We start from the raw sequence: 22,840 nt of genomic DNA, 5'->3' as shown, positions 1-22,840 counted from the left end.
CCTGCTATGTCGATTCAACGCCCTACCCTGGCCGATCTCACTGAAGTCGGCCACAACCTTGGCCTGCAAATGGCCGAGCCGTTGCTTGCCGAATACGCACACATTCTCGAAGCCGTATGGCAGGACTACGACCGCCTCGACGCCATCGCCCAGCCGCCCGCGCCGCCACGCTACCCACGCGGTCCCGGCCAGGTGCCGCAGCACAACCCTTACAACGCCTGGTACGTGCGCACCGAGATCCAGGGCGCCGCCACCGGCAAACTGGCCGGCAAGCGCGTGGCGCTCAAGGACAATATCTGCCTGGCCGGCGTGCCGATGATGAACGGCGCCTCGACCCTGCACGGCTACGTGCCGGACCTCGACGCCACCGTGGCCACCCGCGTGCTGGACGCCGCCGGGCAGATCCTCGGCAAGGCCCATTGCGAGTTTTTCTGCGTGTCGGGCAGCAGCCACACCAACGCCACCGGTGCGGTGCACAACCCGCGCAATCCGGGGCATTCCACCGGCGGCTCGTCGTCGGGTTGCGCGGCGTTGATTGCCGCCGGTGAAGTGGACCTGGGTATCGGCACCGACCAGGGCGGCTCGGTGCGCATTCCGGCGGCGTATTCCGGCATCTACGGCATGAAGCCGACCCACGGGCTGATCCCCTACACCGGCATCATGCCCATCGAAATGACCCTGGACCATGCCGGGATCATGAGCGCCAACCTGGCCGACAACGCGCTGCTGCTGGAGGTGCTGGCCGGCGCCGATGGCCTCGACCCACGCCAGGACCGTGTGGTGCCCACCGAGGCCTACACCCAGGCGCTGGGCAAGGGCTGCAAGGGCCTGCGCATTGGTGTGGTGCGCGAGGGCTTCGGCCACGCCAACTCCGAGGCCGATGTGGACGCGGCGGTACGGCGCGCAGCGGCATTGTTCGAAGGCCTGGGCGCACGGGTGGAAGACATCTCGATCCCACTGCACGCCCTGGGCCATGCGATCTGGACACCGATCGCGGTAGAAGGCACCACCCAGTTGTTGCGTGGCTACAATTACGGCTCGAACTGGAAAGGCCTGTATGTGCAGAGCCTGATGAATGCGCAGCAGGGCTGGCAGAACAAGGCCGGGCAATTCCCCCACGATTTGAAAACCTGCCTGTTGGCCGGTGAATACGCGTACAAACGCTTTGGCGGCCAGTACTACGCCAAGGCCCAGAACGCCGCCCGCCAACTGCGCGCCGCCTACGACCAACACCTGCAGGACTTCGACGTGCTATTGATGCCCACCGTACCGCTCAAAGCGCCCAAGCTGCCCTCGGCAGATGCGTCGCCCAGCGAGTGGGTGCAACGGGCCCTGGAAATGAACGCCAACACCGCGCCGTTCGACGTGACCGGCCACCCTGCCCTGTCCATACCCTGCGGGCTCGCTGCGGGTTTGCCGGTGGGTATGATGCTGGTTGCGCGGGACTACGACGAAGCCATGCTGTACCAAGTGGCGCACGCGTTCGAACACCATATCGACTGGGAAAGCCTGACGTCATGAGCACCACCGACTACAAAGTCGGCCTGCTGTTTTCCGAGTGCAGCCTCACCGCTGCCTCGGAGACCACCCAGGCCAATGCCACTCACCTGGCCATCGCCGAGGTCAACGATGCCGGTGGTATCCACGGCCGCCTGCTGGTGCCGGTGGACGGCCACCCCGGCGCCGAGCCTGCGGATTATCGCGACAGCGCCGTGCGCCTGTGTGACGAGCACCAGGTGCAGGTGCTGTTCGGCACCCACATGTCCAGCACGCGCAAAACCGTGCTGCCGGTGGTCGAGAGCCGTCGCCGGTTGCTGTTCTACCCCACGCTTTATGAAGGGTTTGAATACTCACCGTGGTGTTACTACACCGGCTCCGCGCCGAACCAGAACTCGGTGCAACTGGCGCGCTATGTGCTGGAGCACTTCGGCAACCGCGTACTGTTCGTCGGCGGCTCCTACGTGTACCCGTTCGAGTCCAACCGCATCATGCGCGAGCTGTTCGAGCAGGCCGGCGGTGAAGTGGTGGATGAGATCTACCTGCCGTTCCACGCCACCGCCGAGGACTTCGAGCGGGTGATGCACCAGGCCCGCGCCACGGCACCGGATGCGATCTACTCGACCATCGTCGGCAGTGATATTCCGGCGCTGCACCGGGCCTACCGCCAGGCCGGTTTCGATCCGGCGCGCATGCCCATCGTCAGCCTCGCCACCAACGAGGTGGATGTGTTGCGCATGAGCGCTGAAGAGGCCGAGGGGCATGTGTCCGCCGCGCCGTGGTTTTCGACGTTGCAGACACCGGCCAGCCAGGCGTTCGTGGCACGCTACCGGGCGCGTTTTGGTGATGAAGCACCGTTGACCGCAGGGGCCGAGGCCGCGTATTTCCAGGTGCACCTGTTCGCCGAGGCGGCGCGGCGCGCCCAGGGTTCATCCATTGAAGCACTGCGCCAGGCCTTGGCCGGTGCGCAGTTCGACGCCCCCCAGGGCCGCGTGCAAATCGACGCCGACACCCAGCACACCTGGCTGTGGCCACGCATCGCCCGCCTCGACCACCAGCGGCGTTTCGAGCTGGTGGTGCATAGTGAGCAACCGGTCAAACCCAGCCCCTATATGGTCGACTATCAACTGGACGGGCAGCCATGAGCGGGAGCAGCGCACCGTCATTGCTGCGCGAACTCAAGGGCCTGCGCGTGCTGGTGATCCACCCGGTGGACGCCGAAGCCCGCGTGGTGCTGGACCAGTTGCAGCGCATCGGCTGCATCGTCGAACAATGCTGGCCGGTGCCTGCGCACTTGCCAGAGCACACCGACGTGGTGCTGCTGGCGGTGGAACTCAGCCAACGCCTGAACACCCAGGCGCTGGTAGAGGGCCTTGGCGAACAGGCGCCGCCGATCATTGCCGTGGTGGGCTATGAAAACCCCTCGATGCTGCAGTTGGTGCTGGAAACCCAGCCGGCTGCGGTCATCGAGCGCCCGTTGCGCCCGTTCGGCCTGTTGACCCAGTTGCTGATGGCCCGCGCGGCCTGGCGTGCGCGCATCGACATGCTGGCCCAGTTGCGCAAATTACAGACCCGCCAACCGGCGGTATCCAAGATCTCCATGGCCAAGGCTTTGCTCATGGCCCGTCATCGCATCGGTGAAAACGACGCCCACCGCCGCCTGCAACGCGATGCCATGGCCAGCCGCAGCAGCATGGAAGCGGTGGCCCAGGCTATTATCGATGCCGGCCTGCCCCCTCAACCCGAATAAGCACTGCGGTGCATCCAACAATACGTAGAGGTTCGTTATGCAAGCTTTCAACTTCAGCACCACCGCCCACCTGATCTGCGCCAGCGGTGCTGCCGCCCAACTGGCCGAGCATTGCGCCGCCCGAGGCGCGTGTAACGTATTGCTGGTGACCGACGCCGGCATCCTGCGCCACAACCTGCTGGACTCGGTGCTGCCTGGCTTTGCCGCAGCCGATATCAACCTGCAGGTGTACAGCGACGTGCTCGCCGACCCGGCCGAAGAACTGGTGCTGGCCGCAACAGAACAAGCCCGCGCCATGGGCGCCGACCTGATCGTCGGCTTTGGTGGCGGCAGCTCCATGGACACCGCCAAGCTGGTGGCCTACCTTGCCCACCCCGGCCAACGTCAGGGCCTGAGCGATATCTACGGCGTCAACCAGGCCAGCGGCGCGCGCCTGCCGTTGATCCAGGTGCCGACCACCGCGGGCACCGGTTCGGAAGTCACGCCGATTTCCATCGTCACCACCGCCACCGGCAAGTCCGGCGTGGTGTCCACGCAGTTGCTGCCGGACCTGGCGATTCTGGATGCACAGCTGACCGTGGGCTTGCCCGGCCCGGTCACCGCTGCCACCGGGATCGACGCCATGGTGCACGCCATCGAGGCCTACACCAGCAAGTTGCGCAAAAACCCGATCTCCGATCTGCTGGCCCGCGAAGCCCTGCGCCTGCTCAGCGCCCACCTCGAAACCGCCGTGCGCGAGCCGCAGAACCTGGAGGCACGCCAGGCCATGCTGTTGGGTGCCTGCCTGGCCGGCCAGGCCTTCGCCAACGCCCCGGTGGCGGCGGTGCATGCGCTGGCTTATCCGTTGGGGATTACGTTCCACTTGCCCCATGGGCTGTCCAATGCGCTGGTACTCAACCCGGTGCTGGCGTTCAACCTGTCCCACGCCGGGGCGCTATACGCGCAACTGGCGCCGTGTGTGTTGGGTGAACGCCTGGAAGCGGGCGATGCTGCTGCGCAGTTCATTGCCGAGATGCAGCGCATACACGCCGCCGTGGGCCTGCCATTGCGCTTGCGAGATGCCGGGGTGACCTTGGAAAGCCTCCCGGAGCTGGCCCACAGTGCCATGCAACAGCAGCGCCTGTTGGTGAACAACCCGCGAGAGGTGAGTGAAGCGGATGCGCTGGCGATTTATCGCGCGGCGTACTGATCAAGCAGTACGGTAGTTTGAACCCGCCATTGGCGGGTACATCCGCCTACTTGATGACGGGGCGGCTTACGACGTGGTCTCGGACAGGCCCTGGCGGTACTCGGTGGTGGTGACTCCGGCGTAGCCCCAGTTATCGGTCTCCACTTCCTCGATCACGATGTGCGTGAGGTGCGGGTCCTTGTTGAGCACGGTTTGCATGGTCTGGGTGATCTCGGCGATCACCTGGGCTTTCTGTTCCCGGGTGACGCCATCGCGGGTGATTCGAACGCTGATGAAAGGCATAAAAAGTGCTCCGGCTCGTGCCCTGTCGGTGTGACGGGGCAACGCGTGGGAGCCACTGTAGGAGGTTGTGGCGAGTGGATAAATACGGGCGGGGGCACATCATTTGTGCTGCGGTGTAATCAATCCCCACCTTCATCGCTTGAGGTTCTTGACGCTGGCAAACGTCGACTCGCCCCTCGCCTGCTCCATCACATTGATCGGCACCGGCGCCGGCAAGGCATGGAGGATCGGTTTGACCACGATGGACCGCTCACTGTCCGTCGCCGAGCGCTCATCGCTGGGCGGCACGCCAAAGTACTCGCGGTAGCATTTGGAAAAGTGCGGCGTGGACACAAAGCCACAGAGCACCGCCAACTCGACAATCGAGATGGGCGTTTGCTTGAGCAACTGCCGCGCACGAATCAACCTTAGCCGCAGGTAGTAGCGCGAAGGCGAACAGTGCAGGTACTTCTGGAACATGCGCTCCAGCTGCCGACGCGACAGGGCGACATACGCCGCCAGTTCGTCCAGGTTGATCGGCTCTTCCAGGTTGGCCTCCATCAACGCAACGATTTCCTGCAACTTCGGTTGCTGGGTGCCGAGCATATGCTTGAGGGGCACACGCTGATGGTCCTGCTCATTGCGGATGCGCTCGTACACGAACATGTCCGAGATCGCCGCCGACAGTTCATGCCCGTGATCGCGGCCGATCAGGTGCAACATCATGTCCAGGGGCGCAGTGCCGCCGGAGCTGGTGAGACGGTCACGGTCGAGGGTGAACAGGCTGGAGCTGACCGTTACCCCTGGAAACGCCTCCTGCATGGCTGCCAACCATTCCCAGTGCACGCTGCACTCAAAACCGTCGAGCAACCCGGCGCGGGCCAACACCCAACTGCCGGTACAAACACCGCCCAGGCGCTTGGAGTAACGCGCCTGGCTGCGCAGCCACTTGACCAACTCGCCGGTCACCGTGCCTTGGATGCCAATGCCGCCGCAGACGATCACGGTGTCCGCAGGCGGCACGCTGGTGATCGAACCGTCAGGGGTAATGGGCACGCCGTCGCTGGCCCACACGGGATGACCGTCCAGGCTTGCGGTGTGCCAGCGGTACAGTTCCTGGCCCGACAGTTGGTTGGCCATGCGCAACGGCTCCAGGGCGGAGGCCAAGGAGATCAGGGTGAACTGGTCCAGCAACACAAACACGATACTGCCCACGGGCCTCGCACTCATGGCTGGGAGGCTGCGGGGACCGCCTGTGGCACCGGGTCCGATTGCCGCGCGGTGATCAGCCCGATCAAGGAAATCATCAAGGCCAGGCCAAGGGTCGAGGACACTTCAAAGCGGTGCTCGGGGGTGATCAGCATCACCGACAACGCCGCGCTGATAAAGGCGATGACCAGCCAGGTCAGCCAAGGAAACAGCCACATCTTGAAGGTCAATGGGACGTTGCGGCGCAGCAGGAGCTTGCGCATGCGCAGTTGGGAAACGGCGATCACCAGGTACACCAGCAAGGCAATGGCACCAGAACTGGCGAGCAGGAACTGGAACAACCCGGCCGGCATGAAATAGCTGAGCAACGTCACCCCAGCCCCCAGGACAGTGCTGGCGATCACCGCCGCTCGCGGCACACTGGCCGCAGAAGTCTTCTTGAGCATTGCCGGTGCATCGCCGCGCTTGCCCAGGGAGAACAACATGCGCGAAGCAATGTAGATCGATGAGTTCATGCAGCTGGCCACGGCGATCAACACCACCACGTCCACCAGCAGCTTGGCATGGGGAATGTTCATCAACTCCAGCGCCCGCTGGTACGAGCCCACCGACGCCAGCAATGGGTCATCCCACGGCACCACGGAGATCACCACGAAGATCGACAACACATAGAACACCCCGATGCGCCACATCACCGAGCGCGTCGCACGGGCGATGTTCTGCGCCGGGTTATTGGACTCGGCGGCGGCGATGGTCACCGCTTCCGTGCCGATAAAGCTGAACATGATGGTGATAAACGCCCCGACCACCGCCGACAGCCCATTGGGCGCAAACCCGCCATGGTCCTGCATCAACTGGCTGAGCCCACTGGCCTCGCGCTCGGGCACCCAGCCCATCAGCACCGCGAAGCCCACCCCGATAAAACCGATGATCGCCACCACCTTGGCCATGGCGAACCAGAACTCGAACTCGCCGTATTTGGACACGCTGAACAGGTTGGTGACCACCAACAAAAAGATCGACAACAAGGCAAACAGCCAAGCGTCGATCTGCGGGAACCATTGGTTGAGGATATGCCCGGCGGCCAGGGCTTCGATGGGGATCACCAGCACCCAGAACCACCAGTACAACCAGCCGATGGTAAACCCGGCCCAGCGGCCGATGGCCTGGTCGGCATAGGTCGAGAACGACCCAGTGTCCGGGTTGGCCACCGCCATTTCCCCGAGCATGCGCATCACCAGCACCACCAACAGGCCGGAAAACAGATAGGCCAGCAACACCGCCGGCCCCGCCGCCGCAATCGCATGCCCGGACCCCACAAACAACCCCGCGCCGATGATGCCGGCGATGGAAAGCATGGTGACATGGCGCGGCTTGAAGCCCTGCGCCAACTGGGCGTTGGAGTGGTTCGGAGTGGGGCTGTTCATTGTTTTCTTATTCTCGGTGATCGACGTAAGGCCTACTGACTGAAGAGTCAGGCGATCATCATTTTTAATGATGCGGTCACCTTACGCGGCCTGAGCCGACCGAAAATAGCCTGGGTGCGGCATGGTTTGGTCTGATATCGACATAGCGTCCGCTGACTGACCGAGATTGACTGTCGAACCCAGTTCTAAAGGTGGGAGCGGGCTTGCTCGCGAAAGCGATAGGGCAGGCGGCCAAGTCTTATCGGATGTACGCCGCTCTGATGTGGGAGCTGGCTTGCCTGCGATAGCCGTGTGTATGGCGCTGGAGCTTTTTGGTCGCAGTGAATATCCGTTATTTGGGTGATGGCTGATATGGGTTCCGCCCTTACGGCGGCTCACTTTGGAAAAGCCGGAATGCCGGCCCAGCCCAAAGTAAGCAAAGGGTACCAACGAACGGTGTGGCCCAACCTCGCCAACTGCCCACCTTCGGCCAGGAAGCGCCGTCGAAAATGTCCTGAACATGGGCCGGGCCACCGTCTACAAATACCTCAAGGAGTTGCGCGAGAGCGAGGCAGGGTAAGGCGAGCCTGTAGACCTCAATGGGCAATACACACCGACTTCAACTCGGTATACGCCTCGATCACCGCCCGCCCAAACTCGCGCCCCATCCCAGACTGCTTGACCCCACCAAACGGCATCGCCGGGTCGAGCAGCACATGGGCGTTGATCCACACGGTGCCGGCTTCGATGCGCGGCACCAGGTTCAGGGCTTTGGTCAGGTCGTTGGTCCACAGGCTCGCCGCCAGGCCGTAGGGGTTGTCGTTGGCCTGGGCGATCACCGCATCTTCGTCATCAAAGGGCAGCACCGCCAGCACCGGGCCGAACACTTCTTCGCGGGCCACGGCCATGCTGTGGTCGACACCGGCCAGGATCGTCGGCTGCACGTAGAAGCCCTCCCCCTCCAATAACTCGCCGCCGCACACCACCTGCGCACCTTCGCGGCGGGCCTGTTCGATGTGCTTGAGCACGCCCTGTTGCTGCTTGCGCGACACCAGCGGGTTGATCACCGCATCGGCGTCCATGCCCGCGCCAATCGGCATGGCCGATACCGCCGCAGCAAGTCCTTTGACGAACGCGTCGTGGATTGAGCGATGCACATAAAAGCGCGACGCCGCCGCGCACACCTGGCCGTTATTCAACAGGCCACCGAGGATCGCGCCCTGGATGGCTTTGTCGATATCGGCATCGGCGAGCACGATCATCGGGTTCTTGCCACCCAACTCCAGGGCGAAACGAGTCATGTTCTGCATGCACGCCACGCCCACGCTTTTGCCCACGGCGGTGGAGCCGGTGAACGACACCTTACTCACCAGCGGGTGGGTGGTCAGCGCGCCGCCCACCGAGGCACCACCCCCGGTGACCACGTTGAACACGCCGGCCGGAATGCCCGCCTCAATCGCCAGCTCAGCCAGGCGCATAGCGGTCAGTGGGGTTTCCATCGCCGGTTTGATGACCACTGTGCAACCGGTGGCCAGGGCGGGCATCAGTTTCCAGGCGGCGATCATCAGCGGGAAATTCCACGGCACGATACCCACCACCACACCCACCGGCTCGCGCTTGGTGAAGGCGGTGAATTTAGCGCCGGGCGGCAATGGGATAGATACATCGAAGGTCTGCCCTTCGATCTTGGTGGCCCAGCCGGACATGTAGCGCATGAATTCCACAGTGGCGTTCAGGTCCAGGGCCCGCGCCATGTTGATCGACTTGCCCTGGCTCAGGGTTTCCAACTGGGCCAGTTCTTCGGCGTGTTCTTCCACCAGGCGCGTGAAGTTCAGCAGGATGCGTTCACGGTCGGCCGGGCGCAGGCCCGACCACACCCCCGCCTTGAACGCGGCATGGGACGACTGCACCGCGCGCTCCACCAGCTCCGACGGCGCGTCCAGGGTTTCGCACAGGGTCTGCCCGGTGGCCGGGTTAAGCACCGCAATAGACTGCCCTTCGGCGAAGACCCACTGGCCGTCGATAAAACAGCCGTGGCGGCGGTCAAGGAATGCAGCAACTTGGGGCAGGATTTCAACGTTGCTCATGGTTCACCTTTTGTTCGAATGATTGGGCCGGGGTAGTTGCTGTAGGGCTTGGCGCGATTGTCGGTGCACGCTCTACCTACCGGTTTTCCCTGCGTGCCAGATGCTTTTGCGGCACTGCCAAACCGACGATGCTGGCAAGCACAGTCAAGGCTTTGGCAACCACACACAAGGCAGCAAAAGTTCCACGCCTTAGTATCGAAAAAGAGCGCAAACCTGCGTTCGCGAACAAGAACGGATGCCCCCCATGCTCAAGTCCCCCAAGCTTTGTGTGTCGACCCTCGCCCTGTTGGTCAGTGCTGGCAACGCCCAGGCGTACGAACTCTACAGCGATGCCGACAGCCACCTGAACGCCACGCTGGAAGCGGTATTCGGCGCGTTCCATAGCCAGGAACGCTACGCCCCGTCCGGGCGCCTGAACCCAGGTTCATCCGCGTGGCGCGAGGGCTATATCAAATATGGCCTGAGCTTTGACAAAGGCCTGGCAGGCGCTGGCACCGCCTATGGCGCGGCCAACCTGTTGAGCTCCGGCACCTGGGGCGACGGCGATGCCGCAGGCTTCAGCGATGGTTCGGAACGCACCACCAAGTTCGAAGACGCCTACCTCGGCTGGCGCTCCGGCAAGTTGTTCGAAGCACTGGGCGACGATGGCGTGGACCTGTCATTCGGCCGCCAGAACATCGTAGTCGGCGACGGTTTCCTGATTAACGGTGATGCCCTGAACGTGGGCAACGGCCTTGCCGACGGCGACTACAACCGCGGCGGCGCCTACTACCTGGCGGCACGCAAAGCCTTCGACGAGACCGCCGTGTTGCGCCTGGGCGGCAAGCAGGGTTGGCGCAGCGACCTGATGTGGCTCAAGTCCAACAACCGCGCCCAGGCCAAGACCGAAATGGTCATCGGCACCCTGGAACACGTTGCCGCCGAAGGCACGGTGGGCCTGACCTACATCGACACCACCGACGTCGACAAGCAATACGCCTCCCCCGCCCAGCTGGAACGGGACGGCATGAAGACCTACAGCCTGCGCGCCCAAGGTAACGCCGGGGTAGAAAACCTGTTTCTGTCCGGTGAATACGCCAAGCAGGACAAGCCCCACGCCGCCAGCGAAAACGCCTGGTACCTGGAAGCCGGCTGGACCTTTGCCGACATCGCCTGGGCGCCGAGCGCCAACTATCGCTACAGCCGCTTCTCCAAAGGCTTCGACCCGCTGTTCTACGGCCTCAATCGGGGTTACGGCACCTGGTTCCAGGGCGAAGTGGCGGGCAACTATGCTGGCCCGTTCAACACCAACTCGCGCATCCAGTCGATCACGCTCAAAGCCTCGCCGCTGGAGAGCGTCAGCATTGGCGCAGTGCTGTTTGACTTCGACACCCTTGATCGCGGCCTGGGCAATACCGATGGCCACGAGATCGACCTGTTCGCCGAATGGCGGGTCAACCCGCATCTCACCGTGATGCCGCTGATTGGCCTCTACCAACCGGATAAAAGCGCCGATCACGGCGGTACCCAACTGGGCAACAACGACAAGAACGTCTACAGCCAGCTGGTCTTCGCCACCACTTTCTAACCCCGGCCGGTGCGGCTCAGACATGGAGATCCAAATGTGGGAGCGGGTTTGCTCGCGAATGCGGTGGATCAGCCCATAAATTTGTCGACCGGCATACCGCATTCGCGAGCAAGCCCGCTCCCACTTTTTTTGACCGCACCCGGCTTCCATACCCTGTGCAACCTGCTTTTCTATGGGTGCCGATTTACACCTGCCAGTCGCTATGATCCATTCAGGCACGCAGCACAAGGATTTTGGCGAGAATCCAAAAGCATCAATCTATACGCTGTAGCAAAGTGCTACCTGACCCTGTCCTCGGTTCACTTCAAGGAACTCAGAAATGCTCTCGCCCACCGCTTTGCTCAAAAGAACGCCCCTTGCCCGACTCGCGCTGGCCATTGCCCTGGGCACTTTCGGCCTGCCTGGCTTGCAGACCACTGCACAGGCCCATGGCGGCGCTGCCGAAATGGTGCCGTTGCAGTCGACTCTTGAAGCGTTTGGCGCTTCGGTCAAATGGGACGACTACGCCAACGTGTTCGTGATCGCCAAGGACGGTGCCTACGTCAAGGTCAAGCCCGACAGCAAGGTCGCGGTGCTCAATGGCAAACGCATGGAGTTGCCAGTGCCGGTGGTGTTCAAGGGCAAGACTGCGTACATGTCCAAGGACTTTATCAACCAGGTGTTCCAGTCCGGCCTGGACAAGACCTTTGTCATCGAGACCCGCCCCAGCCCGCTCAACCCACTGAGCGCGGATGAGATCAACAGTGCGGTCCAGATCATCAAACAGTCTGCAAACTACAAACCCGGCTTCCGTTTCACCGAAATCTCGGTGCACACGCCCCCCAAGGATCAGGTGTGGAACTTCATATACAGCGGGCAAAAGCCCACCCAGTCACGCCAGGCCAATATCGTGGTGCTCGATGGCAAGCATGTGATCGAGGGCCAGGTCGACCTGGACAGCAAGACCTTGCTGTCGTGGAAGCCGATTGAAGGCGCCCACGGCATGGTGCTGCTGGATGACTTCGCTACCGTGCAGTCCGTGATCGAAACCAGTGCCGACTACGCCCAGGCGCTGGCAAAGCGCGGTATCACCGATATCAAGAAGGTGGTGGCCACGCCGCTGACCGTCGGCTACTTCGACGGCAAGGACGGACTGACCCAGGACAAGCGCCTGCTGAAAATCGTCAGCTACCTCGACACCGGCGACGGCAACTACTGGGCGCACCCGATTGAAGGTTTGGTGGCGGTGGTCGACCTTGAACAGAAAAAACTGATCAAGATCGAAGACGGCGCCGTGGTCCCGGTGCCGATGAAGCCCACCCCCTACGACGGTCGCGGCCGCAAGGGCGTGGCGCTCAAGCCGCTGGAGATCATCGAGCCCGAAGGCAAGAACTACACCATCACCGGCAACAGCATCCATTGGCAGAACTGGGACTTCCATGTGCGCCTGGATTCACGCGTGGGGCCGATCCTGTCCACCGTCACCTATGACGACAAGGGCAAGAAACGCAAGATCATGTACGAAGGCAACCTGGGCGGCATGATCGTGCCCTACGGCGACCCGGACGCCGGCTGGTACTTCAAGGCCTACCTGGACTCTGGCGACTACGGCATGGGCACCCTCACCTCGCCGATTGCCCGTGGCAAAGATGCCCCGCAAAACGCCGTGCTGCTGGACGCCACCATCGCCGACTACACCGGCGCACCCACCACCATCCCCCACGCCATCGCGGTGTTCGAGCGTTACGCCGGCCCCGAATACAAGCACCAGGAGATGGGCCAGCCCAACCTCAGCGCCGAGCGCCGTGAACTGGTGATCCGCTGGATCAGCACCGTGGGCAACTACGACTACATCTTCGACTGGGTCTTCCAGCAAAACGGCACCATCGGCATCGACGCCGGCGCCACCGGCATCGAAGCGGTCAAGGGCGTCAAGACCAAGACCATGCACGAGGCCAGCGCCAAGGAAGACACACGCTACGGCACCCTGCTGGACCACAACATCGTCGGCACCACCCACCAGCACATCTACAACTTCCGCCTGGACATGGACATCGACGGCGAGAACAACTCGCTGGTGGAAGTGAACCCGGTGATTGCACCGAACGAGCGTGGCGGGCCGCGCACCAGCACCATGCAGACCGAACAACGGGTGGTCAGCACCGAACAACAGGCCGCGCAGAAGTTCGACCCCTCCACCGTGCGCCTGCTGACCAACTTCGGTAAGGAAAACAAAGTCGGCAACCCGGTTTCCTACCAGTTGATTCCGTATGCCGGTGGCACGCACCCGGTGGCCAAGGGTGCCAATTTCGGCAAGGACGAATGGCTGTATCACCGCCTGAGCTTCATGGACAAACAGCTATGGGTGACACGCTACAACCCGGATGAGAAGTACCCGGAAGGCAAGTACCCGAACCGCTCGCAAACCGACACCGGCCTTGGGCAGTTCACCAAGGACGACCAGTCCATCGAGAACAGCGACGACGTGGTGTGGCTGACCACCGGCACTACCCACATCGCCCGTGCCGAAGAGTGGCCGATCATGCCGACCGAGTGGGTGCACGTACTGCTCAAGCCGTGGAACTTCTTTGATGAAACGCCGACGCTGAACCTCAATTCACCTAAATAACGACACCCCTGTAGGAGCGAGCTTGCTCGCGAAAGACGCATAGACACCGCGTGCTTCCAGGCTTCACGCGTTATCGTTGACGTCTTTCGCGAGCAAGCTCGCTCCTACAGAGAATCAGGCATATTGTTTGCGGTACTCACCCGGCGAAATGCCAAAGCGCGACTTGAACGCCGTAGAAAAGTAACTCGAATCCGAAAACCCCCACGAATAGCCCAACGCCGACAGCTTCTGCTCGGCACGGGATTGGCGCAGGGATTCAGCACACAGGTCCAGGCGGCGATTCTTGATATAGCGCGCCACCACCAACCCCTTGCGCGCAAACATCCGGTACAGCCCGCGCATCGACACACCAACCTCTCGTGCCAGCAACTCAGGGCACAGGTCTTCCGAACGAATATGCTCGTCAATGTAGCCAAGGGTCTTGCGAAAGATCCGCTCGTGGGGATCCTCCGCGCCTTCGCACTGGGTGATGGCCGGGCGTAGCAGGCTGACCACCGCATCCAGGGTCGCCTCGCTTTCCTGCTGGCTCGGGTTGGCCTGGCGCGTGGCGTCCAGTATCAAGTGGTGGGACAGCGTGGCAATGGGCGACGTGGCCGCGATCCGGTGCCCACACTTGACCGGGTTGAAACGCAGGGACTGCTCCACCAGCGGGTACGGCAAGATCAACGACAACTGCCGGGAGCTTTCGCTGTAGGTGAAGTCACTGGGCTGCGAGGCGTCGATCAGGGTGATATCCCCGGCCGACAACGCCACCCGGTTATCACCCTGGGCCATGCTGGCCGTGCCGTCGAGTTGGAACACCGCAAAATACTTGCCGCCCTCGCCCGCCGCCACTTCCCGTGGCGTGCGGTACAGCCGTGCCTGGCAGGCGTCGACAAAACTGAGCTTGAGCGCACCGCTGTGGTATTCGCGGATGTGCCCGGAAAACTCATCGCCCAGGGTTTGTGCGTTGAAGGCGCCGCAGATCTGGTTGATCTGATGGATCCATTGCTCGAACCCATCACGGCGCTGTGCAGTTGTAGAAGTCATGTGAGGCCTCACGCAGGCTTATTTTTATTATCTACGTCGATCCACGCTAAAACACACAGCATGTTGCTTGATTGATGGCGGGTTATTTGAGCCCGCCAAAGCGTCGGTAAAAACTCTCGCCGACATCCGGCAAGGGCCCGTCGGCGGTTTCCAGTGCGCTGTTCAACCACTCTTCGGCCTTGGCGAAGATCAGACGGTAGATATTGCGGCACAACTGTCGTGCGGCGCGGCCTTCCCAATCACCGGGCAATAGCTCGTCGGGCAACTGGGGGTCGCGCAGCAGTAATTTGCGGTACTCATGCACTAGCAGAACCCGTGCCAGGAAGCAGTCGGACGGCAACAGGCTCTCCTGCTCGCGCAGGGCTTGCCAGAGCGGGCGGAACAGTTGGATGAACTCGCTGTAGTGGGTGGCCAGCTCCTCGATATTCCAGCTTTCGCGCACCTGCAAACGCAGGGCCTTGGAGGCCAGTACATCCTGGGCGGTAGTTTCGAAGACGATGGTTTCTTCCAGGGCGCCCAGGTCCTGCAAGGTGGCGTTCACGTCAGCACGGTCGCTGCGCGGGCAAGCCAGCAGCACGGGCGAGATTGCACCAAAACCTTGCCACTCCAGCTCTTCGCGCACCTGTTTGCGCTTGTCCTGGGGCAACTGTGTGAGCATCACCAGGCACCAGGAACCGTCCCAGGCTGGCACGCTGGAGCTGTAGACGCGCTTGAAGGCTTTGTCGAAACGTCGGCGACCGGTGCCGGTGAGGCTGTAGTAGCTGCGCCGCCCGACTTTCTCGGCGGTCAGCCAACCTTCTTTGGTCAGGCGGAAAATCGAGGTGCGGATCAGCCGTTCATTGATGCCAATGGGTTCGAGCAACTGGATCAGGCTACCTAACCAGACGGTACCGCCATGGGGTTCGATGGCATCCCCGTACAGGGTGATGATCAGCGAACTGGCGCGAATCGGCGTCTGCTCTTGAAAGCGCGTGATCAGGGAATTCAACGGGGCTAGGGACGACATGGGCGTACCGGACAGGAAAAAAGGCTGAAATATACCCGGCGAGCGGGCCTTGTGACCATCCTGCACATGCAATGTTGGTTCACAGCGCCGCACCCTTGGGCCGCAGGCCGCTGTCGCTGCCCCGTGGCCGATGGGGTTCGACGGCTTCCAGGGGCTCGCACTCCTGCATCTGTTCCAGGCAACGCTTGGCCAGTTGCTGGTACTCGCGGGTGCCGGTCTGTTTCCAGCTCACTTCTTCATCGCTGAGGCTGCGCTTGACGCTGGCCGGCGTGCCCATCACCAAGGATTGCCCGGGGCATTCGAACCCGGCCTTGACGAACGCGGTGGCAGACACAAATGAACGCGGGCCAATGCGCGCGCCGTCCATGACCACCGCATTCATGCCCACCAGGGCGTCCTCGCCAATGCGGCAACCGTGCAACACCGCGCCGTGGCCGATGTGGCCATTGCGCTCGATCACTGTGTCGCTCTCCGGGAAACCGTGCATTACGCAGGTGTCCTGAATATTGGCGCCCTCCTCCAGCACGATACGGCCGAAGTCGCCGCGCAGGCTGGCCAACGGCCCGACATAGCAATGCGGGCCAATGATCACATCGCCAATCAGCACGGCCGATGGATGCACATAGGCCGTGGGGTCGACCACCGGGGTGAGGCCGTTGAGGCTGTAGCACGTCATAGAAAATTCCTTGAAAGCGCAAAGCGATACGCATGCAGACTTATTTTGTATCACATCACTTATCTCACACAAAGCACAAAAAACCGTATCACTTTTAAGCGCCGGCCGAGCAGGCCTCTAAAACGCCAATAATCTCAATCAAATAGGGATATAAAGACCGAAAACGCGGGAACATTGAAAATAACAAATCCACAATAGGACACGTTAATTCAATTTCACACTTGATTTTGTGTATCGCATTAAAGCTATACTCTGGCAAAACCGGCCACCTGCGGCCGATCCAATAATGAGCCGGCACCCAAGCCGTGCGTGCACCGAGGGCATCCGCCATGCCTCAGACCCTAGCCGTCGAGTTCTTTGCACCGGGCGTGCGCCTGATTACCCTGCAGCGCCCCCAAGCGCTGAATGCCCTCAATACCCAACTGTTGAGCGAATTGGCCGCCGAGCTGGCTGATGCCCAAGCGGACGACGGCACCCGCGCCGTGGTGCTCACCGGCAGCCGCAAAGCCTTTGCCGCTGGCGCCGACATCAACGAAATGGCCGAGCGCAACCTGGTGGGCATTCTCAATGACCCACGCCAAGCCGCCTGGCAGGCCATCACCCACTTCAACAAACCGCTGATCGCAGCGGTCAACGGTTTCGCCCTCGGTGGCGGCTGCGAACTGGCGATGCATGCCGACATCATCATTGCCGGCGAAGACGCTCGCTTCGGCCAGCCGGAAATCAACTTGGGCATCATGCCCGGCGCCGGTGGCACCCAACGCCTTCTGCGGGCAGTGGGCAAGTCCATGGCCATGCAGATGGTGCTCACCGGCGAGCCCATCGGCGCCCGCCACGCCCAGCGCGCCGGCCTGGTCAGCGAAGTGACCCAACCCGAATTCACCGTGGAACGCGCCCTGCACATCGCCCGCAATATTGCCGGCAAAGCGCCGTTGGCCGTGCGCCTGGCCAAGGAAGCCCTGCTCAAGGCGATGGACACCGACCTGGCCAGCGGCCTGCGCTTTGAACGCCACGCTTTCACCGTGCTGGCCGGCACCCGTGACCGCGACGAAGGCATCCGCGCCTTCCAGGAAAAACGCACACCGACCTTTACCGGCCAGTAACCCAGCATTCCCAGAGAGCCCCCTGACCATGACCTTCGAACACATCCTGTTTTCCATCGACGCCGGCGTCGCGCTGCTCAGCCTCAACCGGCCCGAGCAACTCAACAGCTTCAACACGCAAATGCACGGCGAGGTCAAAGAAGCCCTCAAGCAAGTGCGCCAGAACCCGGATGTGCGCGTATTGCTGCTGACGGGTGAAGGGCGTGGCTTCTGCGCCGGGCAAGACCTCAGCGACCGCAACGTCGCACCGGGCAGCAGCGCGCCGGACCTGGGCGAGTCCATCGAGAAGTTCTACAACCCGCTGATCCGCCAATTGCGTGACCTGCCGATGCCGGTGATTTGCGCAGTGAATGGCGTGGCCGCCGGGGCTGGTGCGAATATCCCGCTGGCCTGCGACCTGGTGCTGGCAGCGCGTTCGGCCAGTTTTATCCAAGCGTTCTGCAAGATCGGCCTGATCCCCGACTCTGGCGGCACCTGGACCTTGCCGCGCCTGGTAGGCATGGCCCGGGCCAAGGCGCTGGCGCTGCTGGGCAACCGCTTGAGCGCCGAGCAGGCCGAGCAATGGGGCCTGATCTACCGCTGCGTAGACGACGCCGAGTTACGCAACGAGGCGCTGACCCTGGCCCGCCACCTGGCCACCCAGCCGACCTACGGCCTGGCGCTGATCAAGCGCAGCCTCAACGCCAGCCTAAGCAACACCTTTGACGACCAGCTGGAACTGGAAAAAGACCTGCAACGCCTGGCCGGGCGCAGCGAGGACTACCGTGAGGGCGTCAGCGCCTTCATGGAAAAACGCACGCCAAGCTTCAAGGGGCGCTGAGCCATGACCGCACTGAACACCACTGCACGTATTGCCGTGATTGGCGCCGGGGCCATGGGCGCCGGTATCGCCCAGGTTGCGGCCCAGGCCGGCCACCTCGTGCTGCTGCTGGACAACCGCCCTGGCGCCGCCGCCCAGGCCATCGACGGGATCGACCGGCAGTTGGGCAAGCGCGTGGAAAAAGGCAAGCTTTCGGCCGACGCCCGCACGGCCACCCTCGCCCGCTTGCAGGCGGTGGAGTCCATCGACGCCCTGGCCGATTGCGCACTGGTCATTGAGGCCATTGTCGAGAACCTGGAGGTCAAGCGCGCCCTCTTGCGCCAACTGGAAGGCATTTGCGGCGAGCAGTGCATCCTGGCCAGCAACACCTCGTCGTTGTCGATCACCAGCATCGCCGCCCAACTGGAGCGCCCGCAGCGTCTGCTGGGCCTGCACTTCTTCAACCCGGCGCCGGTAATGGCGTTGGTGGAAATCGTCTCCGGCCTGGCCAGTGACCCGGCCCTGGCTGACTGCCTGTATGCCACCGCCAAGGCCTGGGGCAAGAAGCCGGTGCACACCCGCTCGACACCGGGCTTTATTGTCAACCGCGTGGCCCGCCCGTTCTACGCCGAAAGCCTGCGCCTGTTGCAGGAAAACGTAGCCGACTGCTCGACCCTGGACGCACTGATGCGCGACGCCGGTGGCTTTGCCATGGGCGCCTTCGAGCTGACCGACTTGATCGGCCACGACGTTAATTATGCGGTGACGTGCTCGGTGTTCAACGCCTACTACGGCGACAACCGCTTCCAGCCCTCGCTGATCCAAAAAGACCTGGTAGACGCCGGGCGCCTGGGGCGCAAGAGCGGCCAGGGCTTCTACAGCTATGCAGACGGCGCCGAGCGGCCAACGGCGAAAACCACACTCAGCCAGCGAGCCGTCACCACCTGCGTGGTCGAGGGTGACTTGGGTATCGCCAACGCATTGATCCCACGCTTGCGCGAACACACCATCGACGTCACTCACCGCGACGGCCACGGCCTGCTGCGGGTGGGCGATGCGGTGCTGGCCCTGAGCGACGGGCGCATGGCCTGCCAGCGCGCCCAGGAAGATGGCCTGCGCAACCTGATCCTGCTGGACCTGGCTTTCGACTACGGCACCGCGAGCCGCATCGCCATCAGCTGCGCGGCAGGCATCGACCCTGGCGCCTTTGAAGACGGTGTGGCCCTGCTGCAACAAGCCGGGCTGCGCGTCAGCCTGCTCAGCGACAGCCCGGCACTGGCCGTACTGCGCACCGTGGCGATGCTTGCCAACGAAGCCGCCGACGCCCAACTGCAAGGCGTGGCCTCGGCCGCCGATATCGACCTGGCCATGCGGGCCGGGGTCAATTACCCCCAAGGCCCGCTGGCCTGGGCCGATGCCATTGGACCTGCCCATGTACTGCGCGTGCTGGAACACCTGCACGCCAGCTATGGCGAAGAACGCTACCGGCCGTCGCTGCTGTTGCGCCGCCGCGTGGCGCAAGGGAGAAGTTTGCATGACTAACCACGACGCCAACCGCCTGGCCAGTGCCTGCGCCCAAGCCCTGTTCGAACGCGACAGCGCCAGCCAAGGCATGGGCATGCGCCTGCTCTCGGCCGCGCCAGGCACCGCCCGCGTGGGCATGAACGTGCGCGCCGACATGCTCCAGGGCCACGGCACCTGCCATGGCGGCTACCTGTTTGCCCTGGCCGACTCGGCCTTCGCGCTGGCCTGCAACAGTTACAACGAGGCCACGGTGGCCATGGGCTGCAGCATCGACTACATCGCCCCGGCCCGCCTGGGTGACACCCTAAATGCCGACTGCATCGAGCAAAGCCGTTCCGGCCGCACCGGCAACTACGACGTGCGTATCGAAAACCAACGGGGCGAGTTGATCGCCCTGTTCCATGGCAAATCCTACAAAGTGCGCGGCCCGGTGCTGGCGCAGGAGACCCCGAATGAATGACGCCCTGATCATCGACGCGGTGCGCACCCCGATTGGCCGCTACGCCGGAGCCTTGAGCAGCGTACGCGCCGACGACCTCGGTGCAGTGCCGCTGCGCGAGCTGCTGCGCCGTCACCCGCAAGTCGACTGGAACACGGTAGACGACGTGATCTACGGCTGCGCCAACCAGGCCGGTGAAGACAACCGCAACGTGGCGCGCATGTCGGCGCTGCTGGCCGGGTTGCCGGTGAGCGTGCCAGGCACCACCCTCAATCGTCTGTGCGGCTCCGGGCTGGACGCCATCGGCAGCGCCGCCCGCGCCATTCGCTGTGGTGAAGCCGGCTTGATGCTGGTGGGCGGCGTGGAATCCATGTCCCGCGCGCCGCTGGTAATGGGCAAGGCCGAGCAGGCGTTTGCGCGCCAGGCCGAGCTGTACGACACCACCATCGGCTGGCGTTTCGTCAATCCGCTGATGAAAACGGCCTACGGCATCGACTCCATGCCGGAGACCGCCGAGAACGTCGCCGCGCAGTTCAATATCTCCCGCGCCGACCAGGACGCGTTTGCCCTGCGCAGCCAGCAACGGGCTGGCGCAGCCCAGGCCAGCGGGCGCCTGGCCAAGGAAATCGTCGCAGTACAGATCCCTCAGCGCAAAGGCCCGGCCAAGGTGGTGGAGCATGACGAGCACCCACGCGGCGACACCACCCTTGAGCAATTGCAGAAACTCGGCACGCCCTTTCGCGAAGGCGGCAGCATCACCGCCGGCAATGCGTCCGGGGTCAACGACGGTGCCTGCGCACTGTTGCTGGCCAACGCCGAAACCGCCAAACGCTACGGCCTGAAGGCACGTGGCCGGGTGGTCGCCATGGCCACCGCCGGCGTGGAGCCGCGCATCATGGGGATCGGCCCCGTACCGGCGACCCACAAAGTGCTGGAGCTGGCCAACCTGAGCCTGGCGGACATGGACGTGATCGAGCTCAACGAAGCCTTCGCCGCCCAAGGCCTGGCGGTGCTGCGTGAACTCGGGCTGGGCGACAACGACCCACGGGTCAACCCCAACGGCGGCGCCATCGCCCTGGGCCATCCCCTGGGCATGAGCGGCGCGCGCCTGGTGACCACCGCCCTGCACGAACTGGAGGAACGCCAGGGCCGCTACGCCCTGTGCACCATGTGCATCGGCGTCGGCCAAGGCATCGCGGTGGTCATCGAGCGTCTATAGGACCAAATAATCCCAATTCCCAGGGAGCCGAACGGTATCCTTGGGGCATGCACTCAAAGCCCTGGTGCAACCGGGCTGGAACACAAAAATAATTCGAGTGAAGTCATGAACATGCCAATTGCCCAAACCGTGCTTGAACCTGTGCTGGACCCGCTGGAAACCGCCAGCATCGACGAGCTGCGCCAGCACCAACTGGACCGCCTGCGCTGGAGCCTCAACCTCGCCTACAACAATGTGCCGCTGTACCGTCAGCGCTTCGATGCGCTGGGCGTGCACCCGCGTGACATCACCTGCCTGGAAGACCTGGCGAAGTTTCCGTTCACCACCAAGTCCGACCTGCGCGACAACTACCCCTACGGCATGTTCGCCGTGCCCATGCACGACGTGGTGCGCCTGCACGCATCCAGTGGCACCACCGGCAAACCCACCGTGGTCGGCTACACCCAGAACGACATCGACACCTGGGCCAACGTGGTCGCCCGTTCGATCCGCGCAGCGGGTGGGCGGCGTGGCGACAAGGTGCATATCTCCTATGGCTACGGCCTGTTCACCGGCGGCCTCGGTGCCCACTATGGCGCCGAACGCCTGGGCTGCACGGTGATCCCGATGTCCGGCGGGCAGACCGAGAAACAGGTGCAACTGATCAAGGATTTCCAGCCGGACATCATCATGGTCACGCCGTCGTACATGCTCAACATCGCCGATGAGATCGAGCGCCAGGGCCTCGACCCGCACAAGCTCGCGTTGCGCCTGGGCATCTTCGGCGCCGAACCGTGGACGGGCGAGCTGCGCAGTGCCATCGAACACCGCCTGGGCATCACCGCCCTGGACATCTACGGCCTGTCGGAAATCATGGGCCCGGGCGTGGCCATGGAATGCGCCGAAACCAAGGACGGCCCGACCATCTGGGAGGACCACTTCTACCCCGAAATCATCGACCCGGTCACCGGTGAGGTGTTGCCGGACGGGCAGATGGGCGAGTTGGTGTTCACCTCCCTGAGCAAAGAAGCGCTGCCGATGATCCGCTATCGCACCCGCGACCTGACGCGCCTGCTGCCCGGCACCGCCAGGCCCATGCGGCGCATCGACAAGATCACTGGGCGCAGCGACGACATGTTGATCATCCGTGGGGTCAACGTGTTCCCCACCCAGGTCGAGGAGCAGGTGCTCAAAGTCAAACAGCTGTGCGAGTGCTACGAGATCCATCTGTATCGCAATGGCAACCTGGACAGCGTTGACGTGCATGTGGAACTCAAGGCCGAACATCAACACCTGGGCGACGAACAGCAAAAGGCAATCGCGGGCGAGCTGAGCCGGCACATCAAGACCTATATCGGCATCAGCACCCGTATCGTGTTGCAGCCAATGCACTCGATCAAGCGCTCCGAAGGCAAGGCCTGCCATGTGATCGACAACCGTCCCAAAGCATGACTGCTGCACTTTAAGCCCCGCTCCGGCGGGGCTTTTTTTT

19 protein-coding genes are annotated in these 22,840 nt (G+C 63.0%); 12 read left to right on the top strand and 7 right to left on the bottom strand.

Features of this window, described 5'->3' with window-relative positions; translation table 11 throughout:
- Positions 1-6: 6 nt before the first annotated feature.
- Genes DYL59_RS25835 through DYL59_RS25820 form a run of 4 tightly spaced genes read left to right on the top strand, consistent with a single transcriptional unit; the run spans position 7 to position 4,436 of the window.
- Positions 7-1,521 (top strand): amidase, encoded by a 1,515-nt coding sequence (locus DYL59_RS25835; protein ID WP_135291732.1) that lies wholly within the window; start codon positions 7-9, stop codon positions 1,519-1,521.
- The gene (locus tag DYL59_RS25830; RefSeq protein WP_135291731.1) at positions 1,518-2,642 is read left to right on the top strand and encodes a transporter substrate-binding domain-containing protein; all 1,125 of its coding nucleotides are present in this window, start codon (positions 1,518-1,520) and stop codon (positions 2,640-2,642) included. Before DYL59_RS25835 ends, DYL59_RS25830 begins: the two co-directional genes overlap by 4 nt.
- A complete protein-coding gene (locus DYL59_RS25825) occupies positions 2,639-3,247 on the top strand; it encodes an ANTAR domain-containing response regulator (protein WP_135291730.1) in 609 nt (202 codons plus the stop codon). The genes DYL59_RS25830 and DYL59_RS25825 overlap by 4 nt, the downstream gene beginning before the upstream one ends.
- Positions 3,248-3,284: 37 nt before the next feature.
- A complete protein-coding gene (locus tag DYL59_RS25820; RefSeq protein ID WP_135291729.1) occupies positions 3,285-4,436 on the top strand; it encodes an iron-containing alcohol dehydrogenase in 1,152 nt (383 codons plus the stop codon).
- Positions 4,437-4,502: 66 nt separating this feature from the next.
- Here the strand turns inward: DYL59_RS25820 and DYL59_RS25815 are convergent, their stop codons facing one another.
- The 4 genes from DYL59_RS25815 to DYL59_RS25800 all read right to left on the bottom strand — a co-directional run bounded on the left by DYL59_RS25815 (position 4,503) and on the right by DYL59_RS25800 (position 9,399).
- Entirely contained in the window at positions 4,503-4,718 is a 216-nt protein-coding gene (locus tag DYL59_RS25815; protein ID WP_135291728.1) for a tautomerase family protein, read from the bottom strand.
- Between the two features lie 132 nt (positions 4,719-4,850).
- On the bottom strand, positions 4,851-5,927 hold the full coding sequence (gene gbdR, locus DYL59_RS25810) for a choline metabolism transcriptional regulator GbdR (RefSeq protein WP_135291727.1): 1,077 nt from the start codon (positions 5,925-5,927) through the stop codon (positions 4,851-4,853).
- On the bottom strand, positions 5,924-7,333 hold the full coding sequence (gene gabP / locus DYL59_RS25805; RefSeq protein WP_135291726.1) for a GABA permease: 1,410 nt from the start codon (positions 7,331-7,333) through the stop codon (positions 5,924-5,926). Before gabP ends, gbdR begins: the two co-directional genes overlap by 4 nt.
- 575 nt (positions 7,334-7,908) lie before the next feature.
- Positions 7,909-9,399 carry an aldehyde dehydrogenase family protein gene (locus DYL59_RS25800; RefSeq protein WP_135291725.1) on the bottom strand — a complete coding sequence of 497 codons (1,491 nt, stop codon included), beginning with the start codon at positions 9,397-9,399 and terminating at the stop codon, positions 7,909-7,911.
- 244 nt (positions 9,400-9,643) lie between these two features.
- On the opposite strand from DYL59_RS25800, the gene DYL59_RS25795 reads away from it, so the two are divergent.
- Together DYL59_RS25795 and tynA are read left to right on the top strand one after the other, a co-directional pair.
- Entirely contained in the window at positions 9,644-10,966 is a 1,323-nt protein-coding gene (locus tag DYL59_RS25795; protein WP_135291724.1) for an alginate export family protein, read from the top strand.
- Positions 10,967-11,285: 319 nt separating this feature from the next.
- A complete protein-coding gene (gene tynA, locus DYL59_RS25790; protein ID WP_135291723.1) occupies positions 11,286-13,574 on the top strand; it encodes a primary-amine oxidase in 2,289 nt (762 codons plus the stop codon).
- Between the two features lie 114 nt (positions 13,575-13,688).
- On the opposite strand, the gene feaR is transcribed toward tynA, so the two are convergent.
- From feaR to paaY, 3 genes are all read right to left on the bottom strand, one after another.
- Entirely contained in the window at positions 13,689-14,603 is a 915-nt protein-coding gene (feaR, locus tag DYL59_RS25785) for a transcriptional regulator FeaR (RefSeq protein ID WP_135291722.1), read from the bottom strand.
- Positions 14,604-14,685: 82 nt separating this feature from the next.
- Complete coding sequence (gene paaX / locus DYL59_RS25780) at positions 14,686-15,609, bottom strand: phenylacetic acid degradation operon negative regulatory protein PaaX (protein WP_135291721.1); 924 nt, start codon at positions 15,607-15,609, stop codon at positions 14,686-14,688.
- 79 nt (positions 15,610-15,688) lie between these two features.
- Positions 15,689-16,285, bottom strand: coding sequence for a phenylacetic acid degradation protein PaaY (gene paaY / locus DYL59_RS25775; RefSeq protein WP_135291720.1), 597 nt, complete (start codon positions 16,283-16,285; stop codon positions 15,689-15,691).
- A gap of 329 nt (positions 16,286-16,614) precedes the next feature.
- Between paaY and paaF the strand changes: the two genes are divergently transcribed.
- The 6 genes from paaF to paaK all read left to right on the top strand — a co-directional run bounded on the left by paaF (position 16,615) and on the right by paaK (position 22,800).
- Positions 16,615-17,388 carry a 2,3-dehydroadipyl-CoA hydratase PaaF gene (paaF, locus tag DYL59_RS25770; RefSeq protein WP_135291719.1) on the top strand — a complete coding sequence of 258 codons (774 nt, stop codon included), beginning with the start codon at positions 16,615-16,617 and terminating at the stop codon, positions 17,386-17,388.
- A 28-nt stretch (positions 17,389-17,416) separates the two neighbouring features.
- Entirely contained in the window at positions 17,417-18,208 is a 792-nt protein-coding gene (gene paaG / locus DYL59_RS25765) for a 2-(1,2-epoxy-1,2-dihydrophenyl)acetyl-CoA isomerase PaaG (protein WP_135291718.1), read from the top strand.
- 3 nt (positions 18,209-18,211) lie between these two features.
- A complete protein-coding gene (gene paaH, locus DYL59_RS25760; protein ID WP_135291717.1) occupies positions 18,212-19,729 on the top strand; it encodes a 3-hydroxyacyl-CoA dehydrogenase PaaH in 1,518 nt (505 codons plus the stop codon).
- On the top strand, positions 19,722-20,171 hold the full coding sequence (gene paaI / locus DYL59_RS25755) for a hydroxyphenylacetyl-CoA thioesterase PaaI (RefSeq protein ID WP_135291716.1): 450 nt from the start codon (positions 19,722-19,724) through the stop codon (positions 20,169-20,171). The genes paaH and paaI overlap by 8 nt, the downstream gene beginning before the upstream one ends.
- Positions 20,164-21,369 carry a 3-oxoadipyl-CoA thiolase gene (pcaF, locus tag DYL59_RS25750; RefSeq protein ID WP_135291715.1) on the top strand — a complete coding sequence of 402 codons (1,206 nt, stop codon included), beginning with the start codon at positions 20,164-20,166 and terminating at the stop codon, positions 21,367-21,369. The genes paaI and pcaF overlap by 8 nt, the downstream gene beginning before the upstream one ends.
- Before the next feature lie 105 nt (positions 21,370-21,474).
- Positions 21,475-22,800: a phenylacetate--CoA ligase PaaK gene (gene paaK / locus DYL59_RS25745; protein WP_135291714.1), complete on the top strand. Its 1,326-nt coding sequence runs from the start codon at positions 21,475-21,477 to the stop codon at positions 22,798-22,800.
- Positions 22,801-22,840 lie beyond the last annotated feature (40 nt).

This window comes from Pseudomonas kairouanensis (genome assembly GCF_004682055.1).
In the GTDB taxonomy this organism is placed as follows: Bacteria; Pseudomonadota; Gammaproteobacteria; order Pseudomonadales; family Pseudomonadaceae; genus Aquipseudomonas; species Aquipseudomonas kairouanensis.
This window is presented reverse-complemented; position numbering and strand designations above follow the sequence as displayed.

Bases quoted from the DNA above. Each gene is read 5' to 3' on its own strand.
- DYL59_RS25830 (WP_135291731.1), top strand. From the start codon at position 1,518: ATGAGCACCACCGACTACAAAGTCGGCCTGCTGTTTTCCGAGTGCAGC.
- DYL59_RS25800 (WP_135291725.1), bottom strand. From the start codon at position 9,399: ATGAGCAACGTTGAAATCCTGCCCCAAGTTGCTGCATTCCTTGACCGC.
- paaI (WP_135291716.1), top strand. From the start codon at position 19,722: ATGACTAACCACGACGCCAACCGCCTGGCCAGTGCCTGCGCCCAAGCC.
- DYL59_RS25795 (WP_135291724.1), top strand. From the start codon at position 9,644: ATGCTCAAGTCCCCCAAGCTTTGTGTGTCGACCCTCGCCCTGTTGGTC.
- paaG (WP_135291718.1), top strand. From the start codon at position 17,417: ATGACCTTCGAACACATCCTGTTTTCCATCGACGCCGGCGTCGCGCTG.
- DYL59_RS25820 (WP_135291729.1), top strand. From the start codon at position 3,285: ATGCAAGCTTTCAACTTCAGCACCACCGCCCACCTGATCTGCGCCAGC.
- DYL59_RS25825 (WP_135291730.1), top strand. From the start codon at position 2,639: ATGAGCGGGAGCAGCGCACCGTCATTGCTGCGCGAACTCAAGGGCCTG.
- DYL59_RS25815 (WP_135291728.1), bottom strand. From the start codon at position 4,718: ATGCCTTTCATCAGCGTTCGAATCACCCGCGATGGCGTCACCCGGGAA.
- pcaF (WP_135291715.1), top strand. From the start codon at position 20,164: ATGAATGACGCCCTGATCATCGACGCGGTGCGCACCCCGATTGGCCGC.
- tynA (WP_135291723.1), top strand. From the start codon at position 11,286: ATGCTCTCGCCCACCGCTTTGCTCAAAAGAACGCCCCTTGCCCGACTC.
- DYL59_RS25835 (WP_135291732.1), top strand. From the start codon at position 7: ATGTCGATTCAACGCCCTACCCTGGCCGATCTCACTGAAGTCGGCCAC.
- feaR (WP_135291722.1), bottom strand. From the start codon at position 14,603: ATGACTTCTACAACTGCACAGCGCCGTGATGGGTTCGAGCAATGGATC.
- gabP (WP_135291726.1), bottom strand. From the start codon at position 7,333: ATGAACAGCCCCACTCCGAACCACTCCAACGCCCAGTTGGCGCAGGGC.
- paaH (WP_135291717.1), top strand. From the start codon at position 18,212: ATGACCGCACTGAACACCACTGCACGTATTGCCGTGATTGGCGCCGGG.
- paaK (WP_135291714.1), top strand. From the start codon at position 21,475: ATGAACATGCCAATTGCCCAAACCGTGCTTGAACCTGTGCTGGACCCG.
- paaX (WP_135291721.1), bottom strand. From the start codon at position 15,609: ATGTCGTCCCTAGCCCCGTTGAATTCCCTGATCACGCGCTTTCAAGAG.
- paaY (WP_135291720.1), bottom strand. From the start codon at position 16,285: ATGACGTGCTACAGCCTCAACGGCCTCACCCCGGTGGTCGACCCCACG.
- paaF (WP_135291719.1), top strand. From the start codon at position 16,615: ATGCCTCAGACCCTAGCCGTCGAGTTCTTTGCACCGGGCGTGCGCCTG.
- gbdR (WP_135291727.1), bottom strand. From the start codon at position 5,927: ATGAGTGCGAGGCCCGTGGGCAGTATCGTGTTTGTGTTGCTGGACCAG.